Below are 19,778 nucleotides of genomic sequence, written 5' to 3' on the forward strand. Positions count from 1 at the left end.
TTGCTCGGCACCTACACCGGCGTAGCGCTGCTGACCGTCGCAACCGCCCCACTGGCCATACTCCTCACCTGCACACTGGCCTTGCGACGAAGCACCCACAACACAACCCACACACCAACCTCGTCAACACCGCCAACCCCACACCACACCCCCGCATCCCCGCCGTACGCCACGCCCATGCCCGCGGTCCCGCGGCGTGCGTCGGCGCGGGTGTGGTGGATGGCGGTCGCCGACGTCGGCATGGTCTACGGGACGGTGCCCTGGGTCTGGATGACGATGTTGCCGGGCAGCGGGGCGGGTGAGGTCGCCGGCCGGCTCAGCCTGGTCCCGTTGCGCGATCTGTTGTCGATGTCACCCTTGCAGATTGTCGGCAATCTACTGGTCTTCGCAGCGTTGGGCTTCTTCGCTCCCCTGCGGTTCGCGAGGCTGGCGTCGCTCCCGCGGGTCCTGGGCCTCGCGGCGGGCTGCTCGGTGCTGATCGAGCTCGCGCAGCTCGTCCTGCGGCTCGACCGAGTGACGTCGGTGGACGACGTACTGCTCAACGCACTCGGCGCCGGGCTGGCAGCGCTGGCCTCACGCCCCTGGTGGCACCCCACATTTCGTGGGCATATCGAAAACCGGATACGGACCGGCAACACCACCTCCCCTTGACTTGAAGGCATGACCTACAGCGAACCGGCAGGGACCGCCGTACGGAGTGCCGAACGGCTCGCGGGCATCACGATCTTCGGATGCGAGCCGGACGAAGCCGCACTGTTCCAGGAGTTGTCGGCACACTTCGGCATCACCCCGATCATCACCGCAGCACCGATCTCCGAGGCCACCATCGACCTGGTCGCCGGAAGCTGCATCAGCGTCGGCCACAAGACCAGAGTCACGAACCGCACGCTTCGCGCACTCAGCCGCGCCGGGGTCAGGTACATCTCCACCAGAAGCATCGGCTGCAACCACATCGACGTGACGTACGCCGAACAGCTCGGCGTCACGGTCGGCAACGTCACCTACTCCCCCGACAGCGTCGCGGACTACACGGTGATGCTCATGCTGATGGCGATCCGCAACATGAGATCGATCCTCCGCCGCACCGACGCCCACGACTACCGCCTGGAACCGATCCGTGGGCGGGAACTGCGCGACCTGACCGTCGGCGTCGTCGGCACCGGCCGGATCGGCACCGCGGTGATCGACCGGCTGCAAGGCTTCGGCTGCCAAGTCGCTGCCTATGACAAGCGTCTACGGGTCCCACTCGAGGACGTGTTGCTGCAGAGCGACATCGTGACGCTCCACACGCCTCTCACCGCGGAAACCCGGCATCTGCTGAACCGCCGCCGGATCGAGCAACTCAAGCCCGGCGCGTACGTGATCAACACCGGCCGCGGAGCACTCCTCGACACCTCCGCACTGATCGACGCCCTCGAAAGCGGCCGGCTGGGCGGCGCAGCACTCGACGTACTCGAAGGCGAAGAAGGCATCTTCTACGCCGACCGCCGCAACGAACCGGTCGACAGCGAACTGCTGCTGCGACTGCAGCGGCTGCCCAACGTGCTGATCAGCCCGCACACCGCCTACTACACCGACCACGCACTCCGCGACACAGTCGAGAACTCCATCGTCAATTGCCTGAACTTCGGAAGCAGGGAGCACCATGGATAAGTTGAAGATCGGCATTCTCTTCGGCGGCGACTCCGAGGAACACCCGGTCTCGGTCAAGTCCGCGCAGGAGATCGCCCGGAACCTCGACCTGGACAAGTACGAGCCGTACTACATCGGAATCACCCGGCAGGGCGCCTGGAAGTTGTGCGACGGTCCCGGTCCGGACTGGGAGATCGGCAAGTCGAGCCCGGTCGTGCTGTCGCCGGACAGCAGTACGCAGGGCCTGCTCGTCCTGGAGTCCGACCGGTTGGGATCGCGGATCAGAGTGGGGCAGTACCGGACGATCAACCTCGACGTGGTGCTTCCCGTTCTGCACGGCAAGCGCGGCGAGGACGGCGCGATCCAGGGCCTACTCGAGCTGTCCGGCATTCCGTACGTGGGCTGCGACATCCAGAGCTCCGTGCAGTGCATGGACAAGGCGCTGACGTACACCGTCGCCAGGAGCGCGGGGATCGCGACGCCCAGCTTCTGGATCGTCACGGCAGATCAGCCGGTCGACGCCGAGCAGTTCAGCTACCCCGTTTTCGTGAAGCCGGCCCGGTCAGGCTCGTCGTTCGGGGTCAGCAAGGTCTCGCATCGTGACGAGCTGCCGGCCGCGCTGGAGACCGCGCGTCAGTTCGACTCGAAGATCCTGATCGAAGAGGCCGTCGTCGGCAGTGAGATCGGTTGCGCGGTCATGGGCAACGACCTGGATCTGATGACCGGCGAACTGGACCACATCGCGCTGACCCACGGGTTCTTCAAGATCCACCAGGAGGACTCGCCGGAGAGCGGCTCCGAGAACTCGACGCCGATCGTTCCCGCCGACATCCCGGACGCGGCACGGGTGCTCGTCCAGGAGGCGGCGAAGGCGGTGTACGGCGCGCTCGGCTGCCGCGGGCTGGCGCGTGTCGACATGTTCCTCACGACGGACGGGCGGGCGGTGCTCAACGAGGTGAACACGTTCCCGGGCATGACGTCGTACAGCCGGTATCCCCGGATGATGGCGGCGGCCGGCGTACCGCTCGGCGAGGTGATCGACCGGCTCGTGTCGGTGACGCTGACCGGGAAGCTCCGGTGAACACCGACTTCGGGTACGTCGACGTGCCCGGGATCCGCTGGGACGCGAAGTACGCGACCTGGGACAACTTCGTCGGGAAACCCGTGGACGGGTATCTGGTGAACCGCATCGTCGGGACCACGGCGCTGTGCGCGGCGCTGGAAACGGCATCGGGGAAGGCCGAGGCGCGCGGCTTCGGACTGCTGCTGTGGGACGGATATCGCCCGCAGCGCGCCGTGGACCACTTCCTGCGCTGGTCGTCGCAGCCGGAAGACGGCAGGACGAAGTCGCGCCACTACCCGAACATCGCACGGACCGACATGATCTCGTCGGGCTACGTGGCTGTGAAATCCGGCCACAGCCGGGGCAGCACCGTCGACCTGACGCTGTACTCGTTGGGGACCGGCGAACTCGCGGCCATGGGCGGCGGCCACGACCTGATGGACCCGATCTCGCACCACGGCGCACCCGGAATCTCGGAGCTCGAGGCACAGAACCGGCACCACCTCCGCGCCGTCATGGAGGCCGCCGGTTTCGTTGGCTGCGCCCACGAGTGGTGGCACTACACGCTGCGGGACGAGCCGTATCCCGACACGTACTTCGACTTTCCGATCGTGTGATGCGGATCCGACCGGCGCGCGGTACCGATGCCATCGACGCGTTGCTCGAAGAACTGGGCTATCCGCAGCAGGACCCGGCCGTCACCGCAGCCCGCCTGCAGGCGTGGGCAGCGGACCCGGCCGGGGCGGCGTACGTCGCCGAGGCAGACAACCGTCTCCTCGGCGTCATCGCCGTCCACGTCATCCCGTTCTTCGAACGCGAAGGCACCTGGGCTCGCATCGTAGCCCTGGTCGTCTCATCCCAAGCCCGCCGCCAAGGCGTAGGCGCCCTGCTCCTGGAGGCCGCCGAGTCCTTCGCCACCACCCAAGGCTGCCTCCGCCTGGAAGTAACCAGCTCCAACCACCGCACCCCCGCCCACACCTTCTACCAATCCCACGGCTACAGCAACCAGTCCACAACCTCGTCCCGCTTCCTGAGGACCCTCAGGTAGGCCTCAAGGCCGACGCCGGCGACGGATTTCGTACCTTCGAGGATCTGGGGTCCGGCGGTTTGTCGGATCGGGGCCGGGCTGTTCGTAGTCCAGATAAGAGGTGGCCGGAAGCGGGCTGCCGGAGACTAGGAGTGGTGGGATGATGAGGTTCGGCAACGGTGGGGTGACGGCATGTTGATCTACTCGATGGGTGTGTCGGCGGACGGCTACATCTCCGACCGTGACGGTGGGCTCGACTGGGGCGACACGAACGATGAGCAGTACCGCTTCCATATCGCCGAGACCAGCGAGCTGGGCTGCATGCTGCTCGGCCGCAGGCTGTACGAGACCATGCTCGTCTGGGACACGGACAAGTCGCTCAGAGACAGCGAACGAGGAGCAGCCTTCGCCGAGGTCTGGTGTGCCCTCCCGAAGGTCGTCTTCAGCCGCACGCTGGACAGCGTTGAAGGCAACGCCCGGCTGGCCACCGCCCCACTGGCCGACGAGATCGCCGAAGCGCTGGCCGCGACCGACAAGCATGTCGGTATCGGCGGCGCCGCCCTAGCCGCGGCAGCCATCGAGCTCGACCTCGTCGACGAACTACGCATGCTCCGCCACCCGGTCGTCATCGGCGGCGGCACCCCGTTCCTGCCCCCGGTCACCAAGCCCATACCCCTGGACCTCATCGAGACCAGAACAGTCGCCACCCGCCTGATCTACGAACGCTACCGCCGCACCCAAAACTGAACCGCACCAAACAGAGACGAGCAGGGGCGGCCGAACCACCCGCACAAACGCACCAGACGGCCGCCCCAGCCCGCACTCGAACCACGCAGACCCGAACCGCTCGCACAAACACGCGAGACCGCGCCCGGATTCGCACCCGAAGGCACGCGGGCCGCGGCCGACCGCCCTGCAGACATCAGCCGGGCAAGAGCCCGAGCAAACCCGGCTGTGCATACCCTGCGGCGACCACCGGGTCTGCCGCTGACGATCAGGGCCGGCGGGCGTCCATCATCCCGGCCCGGCCTCCGTGTCCAGCATCCTCGGCGAGCTGGACGTACTGCGCCACGGCCGCTCCGGGAACGAACGGACCCGCACACCCCGAGAGGCAACCCAAGCGCGACCGCCGGTCGTTACGATGGCGCGCATGGCGAAGCGCAACTACCTCGTCGAAGGAGGTTCCGGGACCGGCAAGAGTTCGGTTTGCCACGAACTCCGGCGGCGCGGGTACAACGCCGTGGACGGCGACAACGAGCTGGCCTATCAGGGAGACCCGGAAACCGGTACGCCGACCGAAGGTGACATCCGCTACGAGCACCATATCTGGGACGTCGCCAAGGTCCGCGAACTCGTCGCCGACACAACGAACGAGGTCACCTTCTTCTGCGGCGGATCGCGGAACCTCCACAAGTTCCTCGATCTCTTCGACAAGGTGATCGTGCTGGACGTGGACGCCGAGACACTCGAGCACAGACTCCGTAACCGGGGCGCTTGGGGCGGAGACGCCCAGCAAAGGGAGTTCATACTCCGCCTGCACGCCACGAGAGCAGGCGTGCCGGAAGGAACGATCATCGACACCGCACGCCCGTTGAGCGAAGTCGTCGACACCGTCCTGAAGGTCGCCGACTCCTGATCGCGGCCCCAGCCGTACGACGGCGTACCCGGATGTGCTGGTACCCGCGACCGCCTGCGTATCCGGCCGGCAGCATGTCGGATTCGCGGTGCGGCGTTCGTTGCACAGGTGAGAGGCGGGCGCGGATCGGCCGCCGGACAGGAGTGATGAGATGCCGCATTACCTGATCTCGTTCGAGAAGGGTTCGATGGACCACTTCGCGGAGGAGGACTGGCCCGTGGTGGGCAAGGCCGCGCACGCGGTGGTCCAGGAGGCGATCGACGCCGGGGTGTACGTGTTCGGCGGCGGCCTGGACTACGAGAACAACGACGTGGAGCACGCCGTCGTCGCCACCGACGGCTTGGTCACCGACGGCCCGTTCCCGGAGACCAAGGAGCTCATCGGCGGCTTCATGATCGTCAAGGTCCCCACCCGCGACGACGCGCTCCAGTGGGCCGCCAAACAGGCCACCGCCTGCCGCTGCGCCCAGGACGTCCGCAAGTTCATGCGCGACCCGGAGCTCGACATCTGAGCTGATCGCGCCTCGCGGATATCCTCATGCGGGTGACGCGAACCTCCAAGCCTTCGGTCATCTTCCTCAACGGCGCCTCGTCCGCCGGCAAGACCACGCTCGGCACCGCACTACAAGACGCCCTCGACGAGCCGTACTTGCTGATGGGTCTGGACACCTGCTTCGCGACGGTCCCCTCCCAGTGGGCGGGCGGCTCGATGGGGGCCCATCGCGCGCAGGGTTTCCAGTACGTCGACCTGCCCGACGACAACGGCAAACCCGTGTGCGGAATCGCGTACGGGCCGATCGGACTACGCATGCTGCAAGGCTTCCACCGCGCCGTCCGCGAGTTCGTCCAGGCGGGCAACCCGGTCATCGTCGACGAGATGATGCTCGGCTCCGAGGTGAGAGACCACTGGTTCACAACCCTCGCAGACCTCGACGTTCTCACGGTTGGAGTCCGCTGCGACCTGGCCGAACTCGAACGCCGCGAGGTCACCCGCAAGAACCCAGCAGGCCTCTCCCGCTGGTCCGAGGCACGCGTACACGACGGAATGCACTACGACCTCTGGGTAGACACCACCACCCAGACCCCAGAAACTTCCGCCCACCAAATCATGACCACCCCACGCGCAACTTCTTGACCGACGCCGGACCGCCGTACCCCCACAGTCCCGCTGAACACGCCGCAGACCGACCAGTGCAGCGTGACGCACACCCGACCAATACGGCCCATCGCAGCCGTGGGTGCGACGCCAACACGATCCCGAGCCCGACAAGCCTTCCGGCCCAATGCAGGCGATCGCCCCGCCGGAGTTCAGAGGCCCCCGCGATGCGGTACGCGACGGAGCGGTGGACCGCCTCCTCGCACCTCGGCATGCGCCTTCGACCCGGCGATGCCATACGGCACCAGCCGCACACCCGACCAGTACGACGTGACGCACGGCCGGGCGGCACAGCACGGCACACCCAACCGCCACGGCACACCCAACCGCCACGGCACACCCAACCGATACGGCCTGACACACACCCGACCGGTACGGCCCGCACCCGACCGGTACGGCGTGACGCACAGCCGATCGGTGCGGCACGACGGACAACCGGCCAGCACGACACGTGGCACAGCCGACCGGCGCAGCGCGACGTGCGCGGCGCCGGTCCCGCGGGACTGCGCGCGTCCACGGCCAACGGGACGCCCCGCCTGCCCAAACGCCACGGCAGGACGGGAGCCAACCGGCGCAGCGCCATCTGACGGACCGGTTCCGTCAGGTCTCGTAGCGTCGGGTCCCATCAGGTCCAGGCAGGTCTGTCAGGTCGCGCCTGGGCTGACGGCCAGTTCTCGTACCGTCAGGATCTCGACGCGCGCGGGATCGCGCCCCACGACGTCGACCCGGTACAGGCACTCGAACGGGCGATTCCCCGCCACCGCCGGATGGCGCAGGAACTCCTTGCCCGCGAGCAACCGGACCCCCGCCCACGTGCCGTACCCGAACGCTCCCGCGATCAGCAGCACCTCCTTCCCGAACAACGAATTCGGGATCCGGTACATCGCCCCGTAGTCCACGCCCTCGTCCCAGCTCGGCCTGAACCACGGCGTGTACACCTCGTTCTCGACGGTGTCCTCGATCGCGATCTCGTGGATCTCCGGCCTGCCGAGCCGAATGGTGGTGACGACACGCTCGAGCACGATTCGCGTGAGCCAGTTCCCGTCGGGCCCGCCGAGACCGATCAGGTTGCTCTGCTTCAGGAGGTTCGCGTCGATCGCGTTCGAGTGGATGATGTCGGGCGAACCGATGCCGATCTCGTCGAAGATCCGCTGCAGTTCCCGCAACGCCATGGCATCGCCGCCACCCACGAACCCGCTCGGCTCGAAGTCCTTGAACGTGTCGTGCCGGCCGATCACGATGCTCGGCCCGACCCGCCCGCGGTACATCCGCCAGAAACCACGGGCCCGCCGCGTCCTGATCCTTCGCTTGACCGGAACCCAAGCCCATCCGGCTCCCGCAGCGATCGCGGCCGCGACCAAGTTCACCGTCAGATCAGGGACCACCGTCGTCCCACCCAGGTCACCCGCCACCCGACCACTCCCCTTCATCGGCGCGAGTCCGATGCCGCGACATCGAAGTTTTCAGTCTCCCACCGCCCAGGTCTACGCGAGCAGTCGCCGACGAGTCGTACGACCGGCCCGTGAGCCACGCCGTACGTTCTCGCCGCACAGATCGACGACGGCGTGGTGGACGTACGGCGAGGGTCGTTGCTGGACGTGCTGCCGGACGTCGACGCCGTACTGACCGCGGGAAACAGCTACGGGCAGATGGACGGCGGTGTCGACCGGGCACTCGCCGACTACTGGCCGGATGTCCAACGATCGGTCTGGGCGGCCATCGCAGACGAGTACCACGGCTATCAACCGGTCGGAACAGCGAACATGGTTGCCACCGGCGACGACCCTTGCCGATGGCTGGTCTATGCACCGACGATGCGCGTGCCGATGCCGCTGTCGGGCGGGATGGACATCGCCGTACACGACGCCTTCTGGGCCGCCCTGCTAGCGGTCAGCCGCGACACGACAATCGGCAGCATCGCAGCGCCCGGCTTCGGCACCGGATACGGCCGCGTACCACCGGCCCGTGCAGCACAACTCATGGCCGCCGCCTACAGCATGCGGGCCCTGCCGGCCACCACACGCATCTCACACCGCGAGGCGCTGCTTCACTGAGGTGGGATCTCGACTCCTTCCACGGCAGGGCCACCCGGCGCTATCGTGAAATCGTGGCATCGAAGTCCTTGCCGCAACGCGTAGCTCGAGCGGTCGGGGAAAGCTCGGTCGCCGAGCGGATCGCTCGCGCCCAGGAGCTGGCGTACGGGCCGTTCACCGAGCGGATGCAGCGCAGCCCGCTGCACAGCGACGTACTCGGTCACTCACTCCATCCACCGCTCACCGACGTGACGACGGGCTGCTGGCTCAGCACGTCTCTCCTGGACCTCACCGGCGGATCGGGTTCGCGTCGCGCGTCGACACTGCTCGCCGGATTCGGCGTACTCGCGTCGCTGCCAACCGCCTTCGCAGGCGCCGCGGATTGGGCCGACCTCTCAGGCTCCGAACGCCGCATCGGCGCAGTCCACGCCCTCGGCGCCGACACCGCGATCCTCCTCTTCACCAGCTCCCTCGTCGCACGACTCCGCGGCAACCACCGAACCGGCGCCAAACTCGCCCTGGCCGGCAACGCGGTCATAGCCGGCGCAGGATTCCTCGGCGGCCACCTCGCCCTGCACCGCGGAACAGCCCGCCGAACTCCGGCGGCCGACCCTGACAGGGCCTAGGCACCCCGAACACACCGGGTGTCCGCTCCACGCAGCAGCAGCGACTGGAGATGATGAGCTGGTGATCATCGAGCTGCACCCGCCGAGGTCCGTCGGCCCGCTCGAACTCGCCGCGACGGGCCACGAAATCGTCGCGACGATGAGGCATTTCGGTGGGCCGGAGGTGCTCTGCCGAGCTGCAGGTGACCGAGCGGGATGGTGCGTGATGCATCCGAGCGGCTTGTTCCTCAGCGCGTACTTCGACGCGGACGATCGTGCCGAGGCCATCGAGCTCGGGCGACCGACCGACCCGGGTGTCACCGTGACGTACGGCGGCCTGGACATCTTCCGGACCCCTGCCACGGATCTCGTGGAAGCCCTGCGCCGGACGACCCGAGTCCTCGAAGAGGAGAACGGACATTCGTACACCGCCCCCGACCTGCTGCTCGCCCTCTGGCGCCCGACAACCCCCGAAGGTCGCGACGATGCCGAAGGCAACTACTTCGAATCTGTCTTGATCGCCGAGCCCGGATACTACGACAAGGCACAGCCGACGGCCGGCTGACGTACGTGTTGGTGAACTCGTTGCGGGCATCGGCACAGTCGATACCGGCCGCGACCATCGAGTTCAGCCCTCTCGATGCGCCGTACTGCCATCAGAACGTCGCGATCGGGTTGACCGGGCTGCCGGAAGTGCCCGCGAATCGGACCGGCGCGACCGCGAACTGGAAGTCCCACTGACCGAGCTCGGCAGCTGTCGCCGCGCACGCCTCCAGGTCGCAGTTGTCGAGCATCCACAGGCCCATCGCGACAAGGCTCACGGCATGAACCGGCATCAGTACGGCGTCGTACCCCGACGGCTGAACGTCCTGCGGAGTATCAGCGCCGATCAGCGCGACCCCGCGTTCATGCAGCCACGGCAGGCAGGACGCATGCCAGCCGGCCTGCGTGATACCGCCCGATGGACCGGCCTCGTGCCGAGCGCGGCCGTATCCGGTCCGCAGCAGCACCGCATCGCCCGGCTGCACCCGTACCCCTTGGCGGCGCTCAGCCTCCTCGAGGTCGTCGGGGAACACACCCTGCCCCGGCTCCAGCCACGGCACATCACGAACCTTCGCCACGTCCAGCAGGACACCACGCGTCACGATCCCGTCCGCCGCCGCCGTCACAGCGCCCCACGCCGATCCCGTCTCCGCGTCGACCAACGAGTGCGAGCGCCCGTTGTACATCTTGCCGTCCCAGTAGATGTGGCACGGCGAGTCGAGGTGCGTGATCGTGTTGCCGTGGAACAGGATCCCCAGCCGCTCGTTGGAGAAACCCCAGTGCCGATCAGCGTGAAACGCCGCCGGCATGTGCTCCGCACCCGGCATATCCGCGGCACACGGGCACGTCGTAGTCGCCCGCTCCATCTCCGCCGGTACGGCGACCTCCCACGCGCACGACACACTCCGCCCATACCGCACTCCCCGAGCCGCCGCGAGCCGTACGTCGTCCGTAATGAGATTCAACGTGCCGAGCTCGTCGTCCTCACCCCACCGTCCCCAGTTGGACAACGTGTCGAAATACCCGAGCACCTCATCCTCAGTCGGCACCACTCGCCCAGCCGCCATCCCAACTCCTCCACTCCCACAACCCAAACCACCCCTAGGCAGGCTATCCCTGCCCTCCCCTCCACCCCGGCCACCAGGTCGGCCGCCATCGCTGGAACTCGCCTCTCGAAGCCTGCGACTATGTGCAGCATGGACCTGACCAGCCTCCATGCCATCGCCCACGAACGGCGTGAACGCTGGGCAGAGGCTGGGGCGGCCCATGAAGTCGTCGACGGCCCGTTGACCGACAAGCCGGCAGCCTGGCTCATCCTGAGCAAGGATGAGATCGCGGGGCAGCTGACGGTCTGGAGCTCCGGCGAGGCTGAGATGCAGTGGGGAACTCTCGAACATCTGGATACTCGCCACTACGACGCCGTGGAGGACCTCCGGGCGTGCGTGTCCGACCTCGAGCACGCACTTCGTCTGACGTAAGTTCATCCGCTCTCAGGGGTCGGTCAGGCGCCGAACCAGACCACGAGCCGGACATTGCGGGGCCCGTGCAGATCGGCGAGGATCCGCATGACCTCGAACACGGGGGTGACCACTCGCCGCCGATCACGTCGCGGCGGCGCAGGCGTTCCAGTCGATAAAGCCGATCACCGACCAACCACTCGGTGCCCTCGGGAAACGCAGAACCGTCTTGATCCAGACTGTGACCGGTCGCGTCGCGGGATCCCGACAGGCCTTGGAGTGGTACACCCATGTGTTGCCGGCGCCGCGTGTGTACCTGTGGATCCTGGCATCGACCCGTACCGCGGGCTCTTCAAGGGTCGATCGCTAGCGGGTGTCTTCGGAATCGGCGGCGGAGAGGGTCGCGGCCCACTCTGCGGACCACCGAACGAGCGGGCGCAGCGCGCGGTAGACGCCGTGGCCCAGCTCGGTGAGGGCGTAGGTGGTGTCCGGATGCTGCTCGACGAGGGCGGCGTCGACCAGTTCGGTCAGCCGTTGCCGCAGCACGCTTGAGGACATGTTGTCGCAGCGCTCCTGCAATGCACGGAACCCGACCGGCCCATGTTGCAGTTCCCAGATGATCCGCAGGTTCCACCTACGGCCGAGCAGGTCGAGGGCGGCCATCAGTGGGCGGCCGGTGCTCGACCCTCGGACCGCCCGTCCCGGCCTGGGTGCCGCCATCCGTCGTACCGTCCCCTCTTGCTGCTTCGATATCAGACACACTATCGTATTGCCCATCGATTCGATTTCCGAAGCGCTTGGGGATTGGCTTCGGGAGGCGATTACTACCGGGTCGTGCGACCGATCGGTGGTCGCTCGCCCCTGAACGGAGGTTGTTGTGCACAAGCTGTTGGTCTTGTATCCCGAGCCGGCCGATCCCGACCATTTCCGCGACTACTACGTGAGCAAGCATCTCCCGCTGGTCGCGCGCATGCCGGGCCTGCTCGCGTTTCGCTACAGCTTCGAGGTGACAGCGACGCAGGGGCAGACGCCGTACTTCGCGGTCTTCGAGGCCGAGTTCGCCGACGCTGCGGCCCTGACCGCGGCGAGGTCGTCTCCGCAGGGCCGCGAGGCGTCTGCGGATGTCGCCAACTACGCCACCGGCGGTGTGGTCGTCATGCACTTTCCGGTGCAGAACGGCACCTGCTGAGCCTGGCCCTGAAGCACCGCCGTATCCGCGGTGCGCCATGTCCGCGGGAACCGGTGCTCGCACTCGCCTCGGTAGATCCGGACGCCCGCGGACGCTGTACGGCTAGGGCTCTGGCGGCGCCCCGGGTGGCCGGGAGCTTCGTCACGAAAGCGCGGTTGTCTGCTTGGGGCGGCGGCTGAGGGTCGCGCGGGGTTCGGATGCGTGCCGGCATGCGGTTCGGCCGGGCTCTCGGGTCTCACCTCGCTCGGGTGGACTCGATGGAGCTTCGGACCCGCCTCGATGGTGGAAGCATCTGGACGAGAGCCCGCCGATTCCGCAAGCCAGTAGTCACTCATGCCACGCAGGAGGCCGGTCTCCCGAGTGGAACCGGCCTCGAATCTGGGGTTGGAGCTTAGGGCACTCGAACCCCCTGACCCTCCGCGCAATGGATTCCGGACCGATGGCGTCCCTGGGAGGCGGTGCGGCGTACGACGGAAACGCCGCCGTAGTGGCGCTAGACTCGCCGGCCATGGGACTTCTCACCTTCAGCCTCAACCTCACCCTGGATGGTTGCGTCGACCACCAGGAGGGGATCGCCGACGACGAGACGCACGCGTTCTTCACCCGTCTCATGGACGAGAGCGGGGCAATGCTGTGGGGTCGCGTCACCTACGAGCTGATGGAGAGCTACTGGCCGGCCGTCGCCCGCGGCGACGAGGAAGCACCGCCGGCCATGCGCGAGTGGGCGGTCAAGCTGGAGGCCAAGCCCAAGTACGTGGTGTCCTCGACGCGCAAGGACTTCCCGTGGGCGAACAGCCACCACCTCGCCGGCGATCTGCGCGAGGCCGTACAGAAGCTCAAGGATGCGACCCCCGCCGGGGTCCTCCTCGGAAGCGGCAAGCTCGCGACCGAGCTCGACCGGCTGGACATGATCGACGAGTACAAGCTGCTCATCCATCCCCGGATCGCAGGCCACGGCCCGACGCTGTACCAGGGCGGGCTGCCCAACACGCGCCGACTCGAACTGCTCTCGGCGGAACCGCTCCACAACGGCGTGGTGGCCATGCACTACCGCCGCGCGCACTGAATCCCAGGGTTCCACTCACCGGCAGCGCGGCGTCCTCCTCGCACTCACCGCGCCGAACGACGCCTCGGTCACACAAGCGGCCGGCCCTTGCATGGGAACCGGCCTCTGAAGAGCGCAGCATGCTCGCCGTCGCGGTGATCCATCGCCCGGCACGACCTGGATACTCGGTTGACGGCTGACAGATTCGATCGCTGGTATGGGCACGTGCGTCCCCGCAATATCAACGCCGACCAGACCGACATCGACACACCACTCGTCCGCGAGCTCGTGGACGCTCAGTTCCCGCAGTGCCGCGTCGCTGCTGGAGACGGTCGACTCCAGTGGCTTGGTGAACGCGATCTACCGCCTCGGTTCTGACCTGTGCGTACGGCTGCCGCTCCGCCCCTCGATCACCGAGATAGTGCAACAGGAGCAGGAGAAGCTCGCGGCACTCGCACCGCTCCTGCCTGTGACCATCCCTTCTGTCGAAGCGATCGGCTCACCCACCGACGCGTTTCCGGGCGAGTGGTCCGTCCACCGCTGGCTCACCGGTACGCCCCCCTCCCCCGAGGCGCTGGCTGATCCGCGTGGGCTCGCGGCGGACCTCGCGGCGTTCGTCGACGCGTTCCGCCGGATCGACCTGCCGGACCGGCCGCCGGCGTATCCGGGCGAACGCCGAACACGCGCGCCGATGCTCTCGATGGACGCCTTGACGCGAAAGGCGATCGTCGAGCTGGATGGCCTGATCGACACTCGCGCAGCGCAGGCGTCCTGGGAGGAGTCGCTCGCGGCACCGTACGACGGGCGGGCGGTGTGGGTGCACTCAGACCTGACGCCGGGCAACCTACTCGTGTCGGCGGCGGGCCGACTGACGGCGGTGCTCGACTTCGAGATATGCGGTGTCGGCGATCCGGCGTGCGATCTGTTTCCCGCTTGGTACCTGCTGCCCGCGAACGTCCACGACGAGTTCCGCGCCACGCTGAACGTAGACGACGCAACCTGGCTCCGCGGCCGCGGGCGAGTGCTGTCCCAGGCCCTGATCGTGTTGCGAGAATTCAAGGACACGAACCCCAAGCTCGCGAACAACGCATGGCACGCAGTCGCCAAGGTACTCGCGATTCCCCGGTGAACTGCCACTGCCTCGCACCCGGCGACGGTCCGTAAACGTCCATCTATGTCCGGCTGCATACCGCCCCGTTGTCACTCCGAATGTGAGCGGCCCGTAGATCTTCGACACGTATCCACCACCACCCGATTCGCGACAGGCTCGATGCGTGACCACCACCTGAGGGGCTGGCCAACGCACGCACATGCCGGTGTGCGTGCATCGCCTTGCAGGGTGTCGGACGAAGCGGCGAGCTTGAGGGCCGTTTCGTCTACGAGACCGGACGACGGAGAACGCGCTGACATGCCGCTGTCGGTGGAGCACGGAACTGCCGATGAGAGGTCGTCCTAGACCCCCAGGGGCGACATGTTCAACTAGCGTGTCCGACGTGGACGACCGTGAATACTTCGAGTTAGAGGATGCAGAGCTGACGTCGTTCCAACTCAGGTTCCTGGCGGCACTGCGAGTCTTGGTTGACGGACGCCTTCGCCCGTATTGTGCTGAGCTTGACGACGACAGACTCCTGCTCTCCTTGGACATCGACGCGCCCGACGTTGCCCTGGTCAACGTCGGTTTGGAACTCAGCGGGAATCGGCTGCGAGGAGACCGGATCAGCGTCCACGATCGGACGTTCCCGCCTACGCCGACCCGTGATGGATTCGTTCTAGAAGGCACCCCGACCGACCTCGCTGACCGGGGATGCGAGTTGCTGGACACCTACGTCCGTCGGCCGGTCGTTAAGTACGAGTGGCTGCACCGACGGCGGGTGTACGCGACGTGCCACCTGTTTGAGGACACTGGTGAACGGTTGGCGGACATGTACCGCAGCGACTGGGCGCCGCGGAGACTGGAAGCCGAACTCTTCGCCAAGGGCTTTGTGCACGGCAGGGGTTGGATCCAAACTGAAGGTCTTGGGGAGCCCGACCGAGTGATCTTGGTCCGAGGTGTCCGCTGAAGGTCGCAGGAGGCAACACGCCTACCTCGGAGACGTCCGGATTTGCCGCTGCCCGCGAAACAAGCAGCCGATGAGTGGGCCTCTATTGTGGCCTCCTTCAGATCTTGGCCGTGCTCGAGACGGCCGCCGGACGGAAGCCGCGCGCGATCATCCAGACCGCTAGCACCATCTCCTGGACGGCCAGGGGCAGGCAGAGGACATTCACCTCGGAGGAGTTGATGCCGACAACTCCGTACATCGCGAGCAGGTAGGCGGCAACGTAGAACGGGATCCCCGTGAGACCCCAGACCGTGATCCAGCGGGGGACGATGCGCGATCGCAAGAGCAGGACGTAGAAGAGGGCGGCACCAAGGCAGAACACCAGCGACATGATCACGCTGGCCCCATCAGAGTCGATCACGAGGGTACCCAGACGCACGCCAGATGGTGAGGCCGTGCCCGGTCCTGCCGACATGGTCTCGGCCAGTGGCACGAGCACCAGCCACGCGATGGCGACGATGACATAGGTGGTCGTCTCGACCGCCCCTCGGATGATCAGGTAGCCCGTGGCCAGCACTTCGTCCCCCCGCCGCAACACTGGGAAGAGCACCACCGCGACCAACGCGAGCGACAGACCCATGACGAGCACGAGCAGCGCCCCCGTCGCGACGGTGCCGGAGTGGTCCGCGGCGTAGGCGAGCGGGTCGTCCGCATTGTGCACAGGGAAAGAAGTGACGGCCTTGCTGAGGATGCCGGCCACCGTCCCGACGATGAACAGGATCCCCGCTGTCGTGGCGGCAGCCCTGTGCTCACGCACGCTGTTGCCTGACCGAGAATCGCCTTGGACACGTGATGGGTACGACGTCGTAGATGACATGGTCCCTGCACCTCCATTCAATCTCGATCGTTCGACCGCTTCCGCGTTGAGGTCAGAGGCGAACGACCACTGCTGAGACGCCACACGTCCGGATCTGCCGCTGTCCGTGAAGCACGGAGCTGCCGATGAGCGGACATATGAACCATGGGCCTGAAACACTCCAACTGTGACCGACGTGCGCCCGTCCTCCGCTGATCCGGGTTGGACCATCCGGCACTTCTCGCAGTCGAACCCGTCCGGAAGGGGCTCTGGTGACGTAGCAGCGTTGCTTCGTAGGGTCGCCGACACCCTGGACTCCCTCGGCGATGTTCAGGTGGAGGACCTGACTTTCAAGTCGAACGTCACTGCCGCTGAGGACGAGTTGACGATCACCGTCTACTACGACGCTGAACCGCGCCGACGTTAGCCAACGGATCTTCGCGGATCTGCCGCTGTCGGTGAGGCGCGGAACTGCCGACGTGCGGAGCCTGAGTTGACCGGGTTACCGTGACAGGCATGTTCTGTCCCCGTTGCGGTGCGTCGACCCAGGTCCGAGAAGGCACGCTCTACTGCACGGCAACGAACATGGATTTCTCCCAGGTCGTTGGCACAGACCTGATGGAGTTGGTGGCCAAGCCACCGGCTCGGCCTGCCGCCTCACGCGTCAAATGGGGCGGCTCGTGGCATTGCCCAGCGGATGGAAGGCCGATGCGCGAGACGGATGGAGCCGTGACATGCGAGACGTGCGAGCGGTCGCTTCCTCCTCGTCTGCTCTACCAACTGGTCGAGCTTCACGTCCACCGATGACCCTTCGAACGCACTGATCTGCCGCTGTCAGGGAAGCACGGAACTGCCGATGAGAGCGCAGCCGACATACTGATGATCAGCTTGGGTTGTCCCACGAGAGCCTCCGCCAGGCAACGTTGCCTGGGGCGGTGCGGGAAGCCAACAATAAGGCGGGATATCTACTGCTGCGAGAGCAGTTCGATGCGTCGGCGGAGTTGCTTGGGAAGGTACAGACCCGAGTACAACATCCCGGCCGCAGCGAGCGCATACAGCACAGTCCAGAGTGAGCCGGACAGCCCCGCTCCTACGGAACCGATCGCCATCATTCCGCCGAGAGCCGTGGTGAGCCTGGGTCCTGGCTGCCAGCGGGACCTGATCAGGCTCTTGGAGGCGATCCGGAGGGCCGCAGCCCGGACCTCGGGATCGTTCGGTACTGGTCCACGCACAGCCGCACGCCGCGCGAGCGCCACTTTGTCAGCGGATAGACCGCCCTCGAGTTCGTCGCGTTGACGCCGCCAGCCGGGCTCCAACCACCAGACGGCCCCCGTAGCGACAATCGTGCCGATGACGGCCACAATCCCTGATCTTGCCCAGCTAGCCTCGGTGACCGCCTTGACCCACAGCCCAACCACCACGCCGCCGACCACGCCATACCAGATCGCGAACAGCCACCTTGGCGGGTCAGCGGAGTATCTGTGCACGGGGTTGATGATCCCCGAACCGACCCGCTGCGCGCTACCGTCTGCAATGCCGGCGCCTTGGAGGATCGCGAGGCGGCGCCAGGATCGGTCCCAACAGCAATGACACAAGCAGCCGATGAGCGGGCGGAGCGAACTAGACTGCACGAGCCCGCCCAATGCGCATCTACTCGGCAAGGGTGCGCCCTGCCCGCTGTTCGGTGAGGGTGGCTGTCCGTTCGAGCCGGGCCGGGTCCGGGGAACTCACTCCTCAGCGGGAGGTGTCGCGGTTCCCCCACGGGATCGACGACACGCCCGCTTATACCCGCTTTCGGTGAAGCACGGATCTGCCGAGTTGAGGATGTTTCCGCGAGTCACCGGCCGGGCTGCCGCTGATCGAGTGCAGCCTTTGCGTGGTCGGCAACCAGCTTGTCGGGGTCGGCGCTCATTCTTCTCATCAGGCCGACATCGTCGTCATGGCTGACGCAGAGCCACCAGCGAACATTGCTTGATCGGTCCCCTGCGAGCCGGAGTTGAACGTCCACTGGAAGGAGATCACGGGCGGCCACCTTGGCCCGGGCCCCGGCGCTGGCGTCCTCGGCGAGTCTGCGCAGTTGGTCGCCTGTCGCCAGCTCATTGAGAGCGACCTCGCCGCGCACACGCGCATCGCGGTCCTGCATCAGAGCCTCCAGGACGCTCGCGTTGCGAGTATTCACCGCCAATTGCTCGCGTACCTGCCACTCGGCGTCTGCAAGCAGAGCCTCGATCAGGTCAGGCTCCAGGTCATGCAGCTGGGCCGCAGCCCACCTGACGTCGTTGTCGGCAGACCGAACCGCGGCACGCCGAACAGCTTCGTCGACGTTGGGATGCTGAACCGCATCCCACCGGATCTGCCGCTCGCTGTCGCGCAAGAAGACGAGTAGCACCTCCGGTGGACAGCCCGGATTGCTGACCACCGCTTGCCTCGTCTGACGATCACGGTCCCGAGCCAAGCGTTCAAGCACCAGGCGCGGCGCATCCTCACGCGCAGCCAGCACACGCCGCACGCTCGGGCTGGGATCTGCAACGAGCTGTGCCCACTCGCCCGCTGGCAGCGGCGCAGTCCCGGCCCGACGGACACGCTCAGAGACACTCACCGCACGATGGTAGTCAGCGGGTTGGGCGCTGCACTTCATATGGCCCGGATTGGCGGTCATTGGCAGCTGACAGCTGCCCGATCGAGGTCGTCGGTGCTCGTGCGCCGTACATCCGATGGCATCTGCCGCGGAGAGTAAAGCGCGGAACTGCGAAAGCGGGAAGATCTTGCGGATCTGCGCGCCGGCGGACGCCACGGCCAGGCCTGATCCGTCAGACTGTGCGCATGACTGTAGGCGGGGCTAGTCCCAGGTGGATGACACGCGCGCGCCGCTCTACCGTGGCGCGGCGGCTGGGGTGCATTGAGCGGGGCGGATGTTGACCGACGACCGTGAACGGGGCGTGGCCGAGCATTTTGATGCGGCTCTCGCAAGTCTCCGCAGCCCGCGACCCAGGCCAACCGTCACGGAGGCCGCCGAAGTCCTTCGTCAGGCTGCGGCTGCAGACGGAGCCATCTGGCCACAGTCATCCCTGCTCGAGATCGCACGCACTGTCGTAGAGCCATCATGGCCCCTTCGCCACCCGCTCAAGTTCCTGCGAGAACGAGCTACGCGAGACCGGGGCGACTCCGAACAGACCATTGGCTCGCCCATCGATGTCGAGCACGACGCAGTCGAATCCGGCCAGAGGCAGCGAGTTGCACTAGATCTCACCGCCTATGACGCAGTCAAGGGAGTTGAGTTCCTCGCTGCTCGGCCCGGCGAGGTCGGTGTGGTATTGAACCCCTGGACGCAATCCGTGGCCGAAGCAGTTCAGCGAACATGCTCGCCTTATCGGGTCTACTTCATCGAGGATCTGCCCGAGGGCGAGGCGGATCCGTCGCCGAACAACATCGACACATGATGCGGCCAGACACGCTGATCAGGTGAACTCAACGTCCGGACATGGCAGCCGCTGTGCG

The 19,778-nt window shown here is 66.6% G+C and carries 25 protein-coding genes; 19 read left to right on the top strand and 6 right to left on the bottom strand.

The genetic code is table 11. The features are described 5' to 3' along the window. Nucleotides 1–177: 177 nt before the first annotated feature. From AB0L64_RS27220 to AB0L64_RS27260, 9 genes are all read left to right on the top strand, one after another. On the top strand, nt 178–651 hold the full coding sequence (locus tag AB0L64_RS27220) for a VanZ family protein (RefSeq protein ID WP_363714456.1): 474 nt from the start codon (nt 178–180) through the stop codon (nt 649–651). 9 nt (nt 652–660) lie between these two features. Next, nucleotides 661–1,653 (top strand): D-isomer specific 2-hydroxyacid dehydrogenase family protein, encoded by a 993-nt coding sequence (locus tag AB0L64_RS27225; protein WP_363714458.1) that lies wholly within the window; start codon nt 661–663, stop codon nt 1,651–1,653. Next, nucleotides 1,646–2,713, top strand: a complete 1,068-nt coding sequence (vanA, locus tag AB0L64_RS27230) for a D-alanine--(R)-lactate ligase (RefSeq protein ID WP_363714460.1) — start codon at nt 1,646–1,648, stop codon at nt 2,711–2,713. Before AB0L64_RS27225 ends, vanA begins: the two co-directional genes overlap by 8 nt. Further along, a complete protein-coding gene (gene vanX, locus AB0L64_RS27235) occupies nt 2,710–3,312 on the top strand; it encodes a D-Ala-D-Ala dipeptidase VanX (protein WP_363714462.1) in 603 nt (200 codons plus the stop codon). Before vanA ends, vanX begins: the two co-directional genes overlap by 4 nt. After that, the gene (locus tag AB0L64_RS27240; protein WP_363714464.1) at nt 3,312–3,743 is read left to right on the top strand and encodes a GNAT family N-acetyltransferase; all 432 of its coding nucleotides are present in this window, start codon (nt 3,312–3,314) and stop codon (nt 3,741–3,743) included. The genes vanX and AB0L64_RS27240 overlap by 1 nt, the downstream gene beginning before the upstream one ends. A gap of 171 nt (nt 3,744–3,914) precedes the next feature. After that, nucleotides 3,915–4,469, top strand: a complete 555-nt coding sequence (locus AB0L64_RS27245) for a dihydrofolate reductase family protein (RefSeq protein WP_363714466.1) — start codon at nt 3,915–3,917, stop codon at nt 4,467–4,469. 403 nt (nt 4,470–4,872) lie between these two features. Beyond that, nucleotides 4,873–5,358, top strand: coding sequence for an AAA family ATPase (locus AB0L64_RS27250; protein WP_363714468.1), 486 nt, complete (start codon nt 4,873–4,875; stop codon nt 5,356–5,358). Nucleotides 5,359–5,509: 151 nt separating this feature from the next. Continuing rightward, nucleotides 5,510–5,869 carry a YciI family protein gene (locus AB0L64_RS27255; RefSeq protein ID WP_359937681.1) on the top strand — a complete coding sequence of 120 codons (360 nt, stop codon included), beginning with the start codon at nt 5,510–5,512 and terminating at the stop codon, nt 5,867–5,869. A gap of 32 nt (nt 5,870–5,901) precedes the next feature. Beyond that, complete coding sequence (locus AB0L64_RS27260; RefSeq protein ID WP_363714470.1) at nt 5,902–6,492, top strand: AAA family ATPase; 591 nt, start codon at nt 5,902–5,904, stop codon at nt 6,490–6,492. A gap of 665 nt (nt 6,493–7,157) precedes the next feature. Here the strand turns inward: AB0L64_RS27260 and AB0L64_RS27265 are convergent. Further along, the gene (locus AB0L64_RS27265) at nt 7,158–7,925 is read right to left on the bottom strand and encodes a hypothetical protein (RefSeq protein WP_363714472.1); all 768 of its coding nucleotides are present in this window, start codon (nt 7,923–7,925) and stop codon (nt 7,158–7,160) included. A gap of 186 nt (nt 7,926–8,111) precedes the next feature. Here AB0L64_RS27265 and AB0L64_RS27270 point away from each other — a divergent pair, with 186 nt between their 5' ends. From AB0L64_RS27270 to AB0L64_RS27280, 3 genes are all read left to right on the top strand, one after another. After that, a complete protein-coding gene (locus AB0L64_RS27270) occupies nt 8,112–8,567 on the top strand; it encodes a macro domain-containing protein (protein ID WP_363714538.1) in 456 nt (151 codons plus the stop codon). A 53-nt stretch (nt 8,568–8,620) separates the two neighbouring features. Beyond that, entirely contained in the window at nt 8,621–9,172 is a 552-nt protein-coding gene (locus tag AB0L64_RS27275; protein WP_363714474.1) for a hypothetical protein, read from the top strand. 61 nt (nt 9,173–9,233) lie between these two features. After that, nucleotides 9,234–9,716, top strand: a complete 483-nt coding sequence (locus AB0L64_RS27280) for a hypothetical protein (RefSeq protein ID WP_363714476.1) — start codon at nt 9,234–9,236, stop codon at nt 9,714–9,716. 91 nt (nt 9,717–9,807) lie between these two features. On the opposite strand, the gene AB0L64_RS27285 is transcribed toward AB0L64_RS27280, so the two are convergent. Beyond that, entirely contained in the window at nt 9,808–10,761 is a 954-nt protein-coding gene (locus tag AB0L64_RS27285; RefSeq protein ID WP_363714478.1) for a cyclase family protein, read from the bottom strand. Nucleotides 10,762–10,890: 129 nt separating this feature from the next. On the opposite strand from AB0L64_RS27285, the gene AB0L64_RS27290 reads away from it, so the two are divergent. Next, entirely contained in the window at nt 10,891–11,172 is a 282-nt protein-coding gene (locus tag AB0L64_RS27290; RefSeq protein ID WP_363714480.1) for a hypothetical protein, read from the top strand. Nucleotides 11,173–11,517: 345 nt separating this feature from the next. On the opposite strand, the gene AB0L64_RS27295 is transcribed toward AB0L64_RS27290, so the two are convergent. Further along, nucleotides 11,518–11,871, bottom strand: a complete 354-nt coding sequence (locus AB0L64_RS27295) for a helix-turn-helix domain-containing protein (protein ID WP_363714482.1) — start codon at nt 11,869–11,871, stop codon at nt 11,518–11,520. A gap of 157 nt (nt 11,872–12,028) precedes the next feature. On the opposite strand from AB0L64_RS27295, the gene AB0L64_RS27300 reads away from it, so the two are divergent. The 4 genes from AB0L64_RS27300 (at nt 12,029) to AB0L64_RS27315 (ending at nt 15,445) form a co-directional block, all read left to right on the top strand. Beyond that, nucleotides 12,029–12,340: an EthD family reductase gene (locus tag AB0L64_RS27300; RefSeq protein ID WP_363714484.1), complete on the top strand. Its 312-nt coding sequence runs from the start codon at nt 12,029–12,031 to the stop codon at nt 12,338–12,340. Nucleotides 12,341–12,848: 508 nt separating this feature from the next. After that, nucleotides 12,849–13,406 carry a dihydrofolate reductase family protein gene (locus AB0L64_RS27305; RefSeq protein ID WP_363714486.1) on the top strand — a complete coding sequence of 186 codons (558 nt, stop codon included), beginning with the start codon at nt 12,849–12,851 and terminating at the stop codon, nt 13,404–13,406. Between the two features lie 328 nt (nt 13,407–13,734). Next, a complete protein-coding gene (locus AB0L64_RS27310; RefSeq protein WP_363714488.1) occupies nt 13,735–14,514 on the top strand; it encodes an aminoglycoside phosphotransferase family protein in 780 nt (259 codons plus the stop codon). Between the two features lie 364 nt (nt 14,515–14,878). After that, a complete protein-coding gene (locus AB0L64_RS27315; RefSeq protein WP_363714490.1) occupies nt 14,879–15,445 on the top strand; it encodes a hypothetical protein in 567 nt (188 codons plus the stop codon). 97 nt (nt 15,446–15,542) lie between these two features. On the opposite strand, the gene AB0L64_RS27320 is transcribed toward AB0L64_RS27315, so the two are convergent. Then, on the bottom strand, nt 15,543–16,511 hold the full coding sequence (locus tag AB0L64_RS27320; protein ID WP_363714492.1) for a DUF4386 domain-containing protein: 969 nt from the start codon (nt 16,509–16,511) through the stop codon (nt 15,543–15,545). Between AB0L64_RS27320 and AB0L64_RS27325 the strand changes: the two genes are divergently transcribed. After that, complete coding sequence (locus AB0L64_RS27325; RefSeq protein ID WP_363714544.1) at nt 16,468–16,707, top strand: hypothetical protein; 240 nt, start codon at nt 16,468–16,470, stop codon at nt 16,705–16,707. The two genes, AB0L64_RS27320 and AB0L64_RS27325, sit on opposite strands and share 44 nt — an antisense overlap. Nucleotides 16,708–17,245: 538 nt before the next feature. Here the strand turns inward: AB0L64_RS27325 and AB0L64_RS27330 are convergent. Continuing rightward, nucleotides 17,246–17,767 carry a hypothetical protein gene (locus AB0L64_RS27330; RefSeq protein ID WP_363714494.1) on the bottom strand — a complete coding sequence of 174 codons (522 nt, stop codon included), beginning with the start codon at nt 17,765–17,767 and terminating at the stop codon, nt 17,246–17,248. 350 nt (nt 17,768–18,117) lie between these two features. After that, a complete protein-coding gene (locus tag AB0L64_RS27335) occupies nt 18,118–18,780 on the bottom strand; it encodes a hypothetical protein (RefSeq protein ID WP_363714496.1) in 663 nt (220 codons plus the stop codon). Nucleotides 18,781–19,192: 412 nt separating this feature from the next. Here AB0L64_RS27335 and AB0L64_RS27340 point away from each other — a divergent pair, with 412 nt between their 5' ends. Further along, nucleotides 19,193–19,720, top strand: coding sequence for a hypothetical protein (locus AB0L64_RS27340; RefSeq protein ID WP_363714498.1), 528 nt, complete (start codon nt 19,193–19,195; stop codon nt 19,718–19,720). The last annotated feature ends 58 nt before the right edge of the window (nt 19,721–19,778 follow it).

The sequence above is a fragment of the Kribbella sp. NPDC051936 genome (genome assembly GCF_040680955.1).
GTDB lineage: Bacteria > Actinomycetota > Actinomycetes > Propionibacteriales > Kribbellaceae > Kribbella.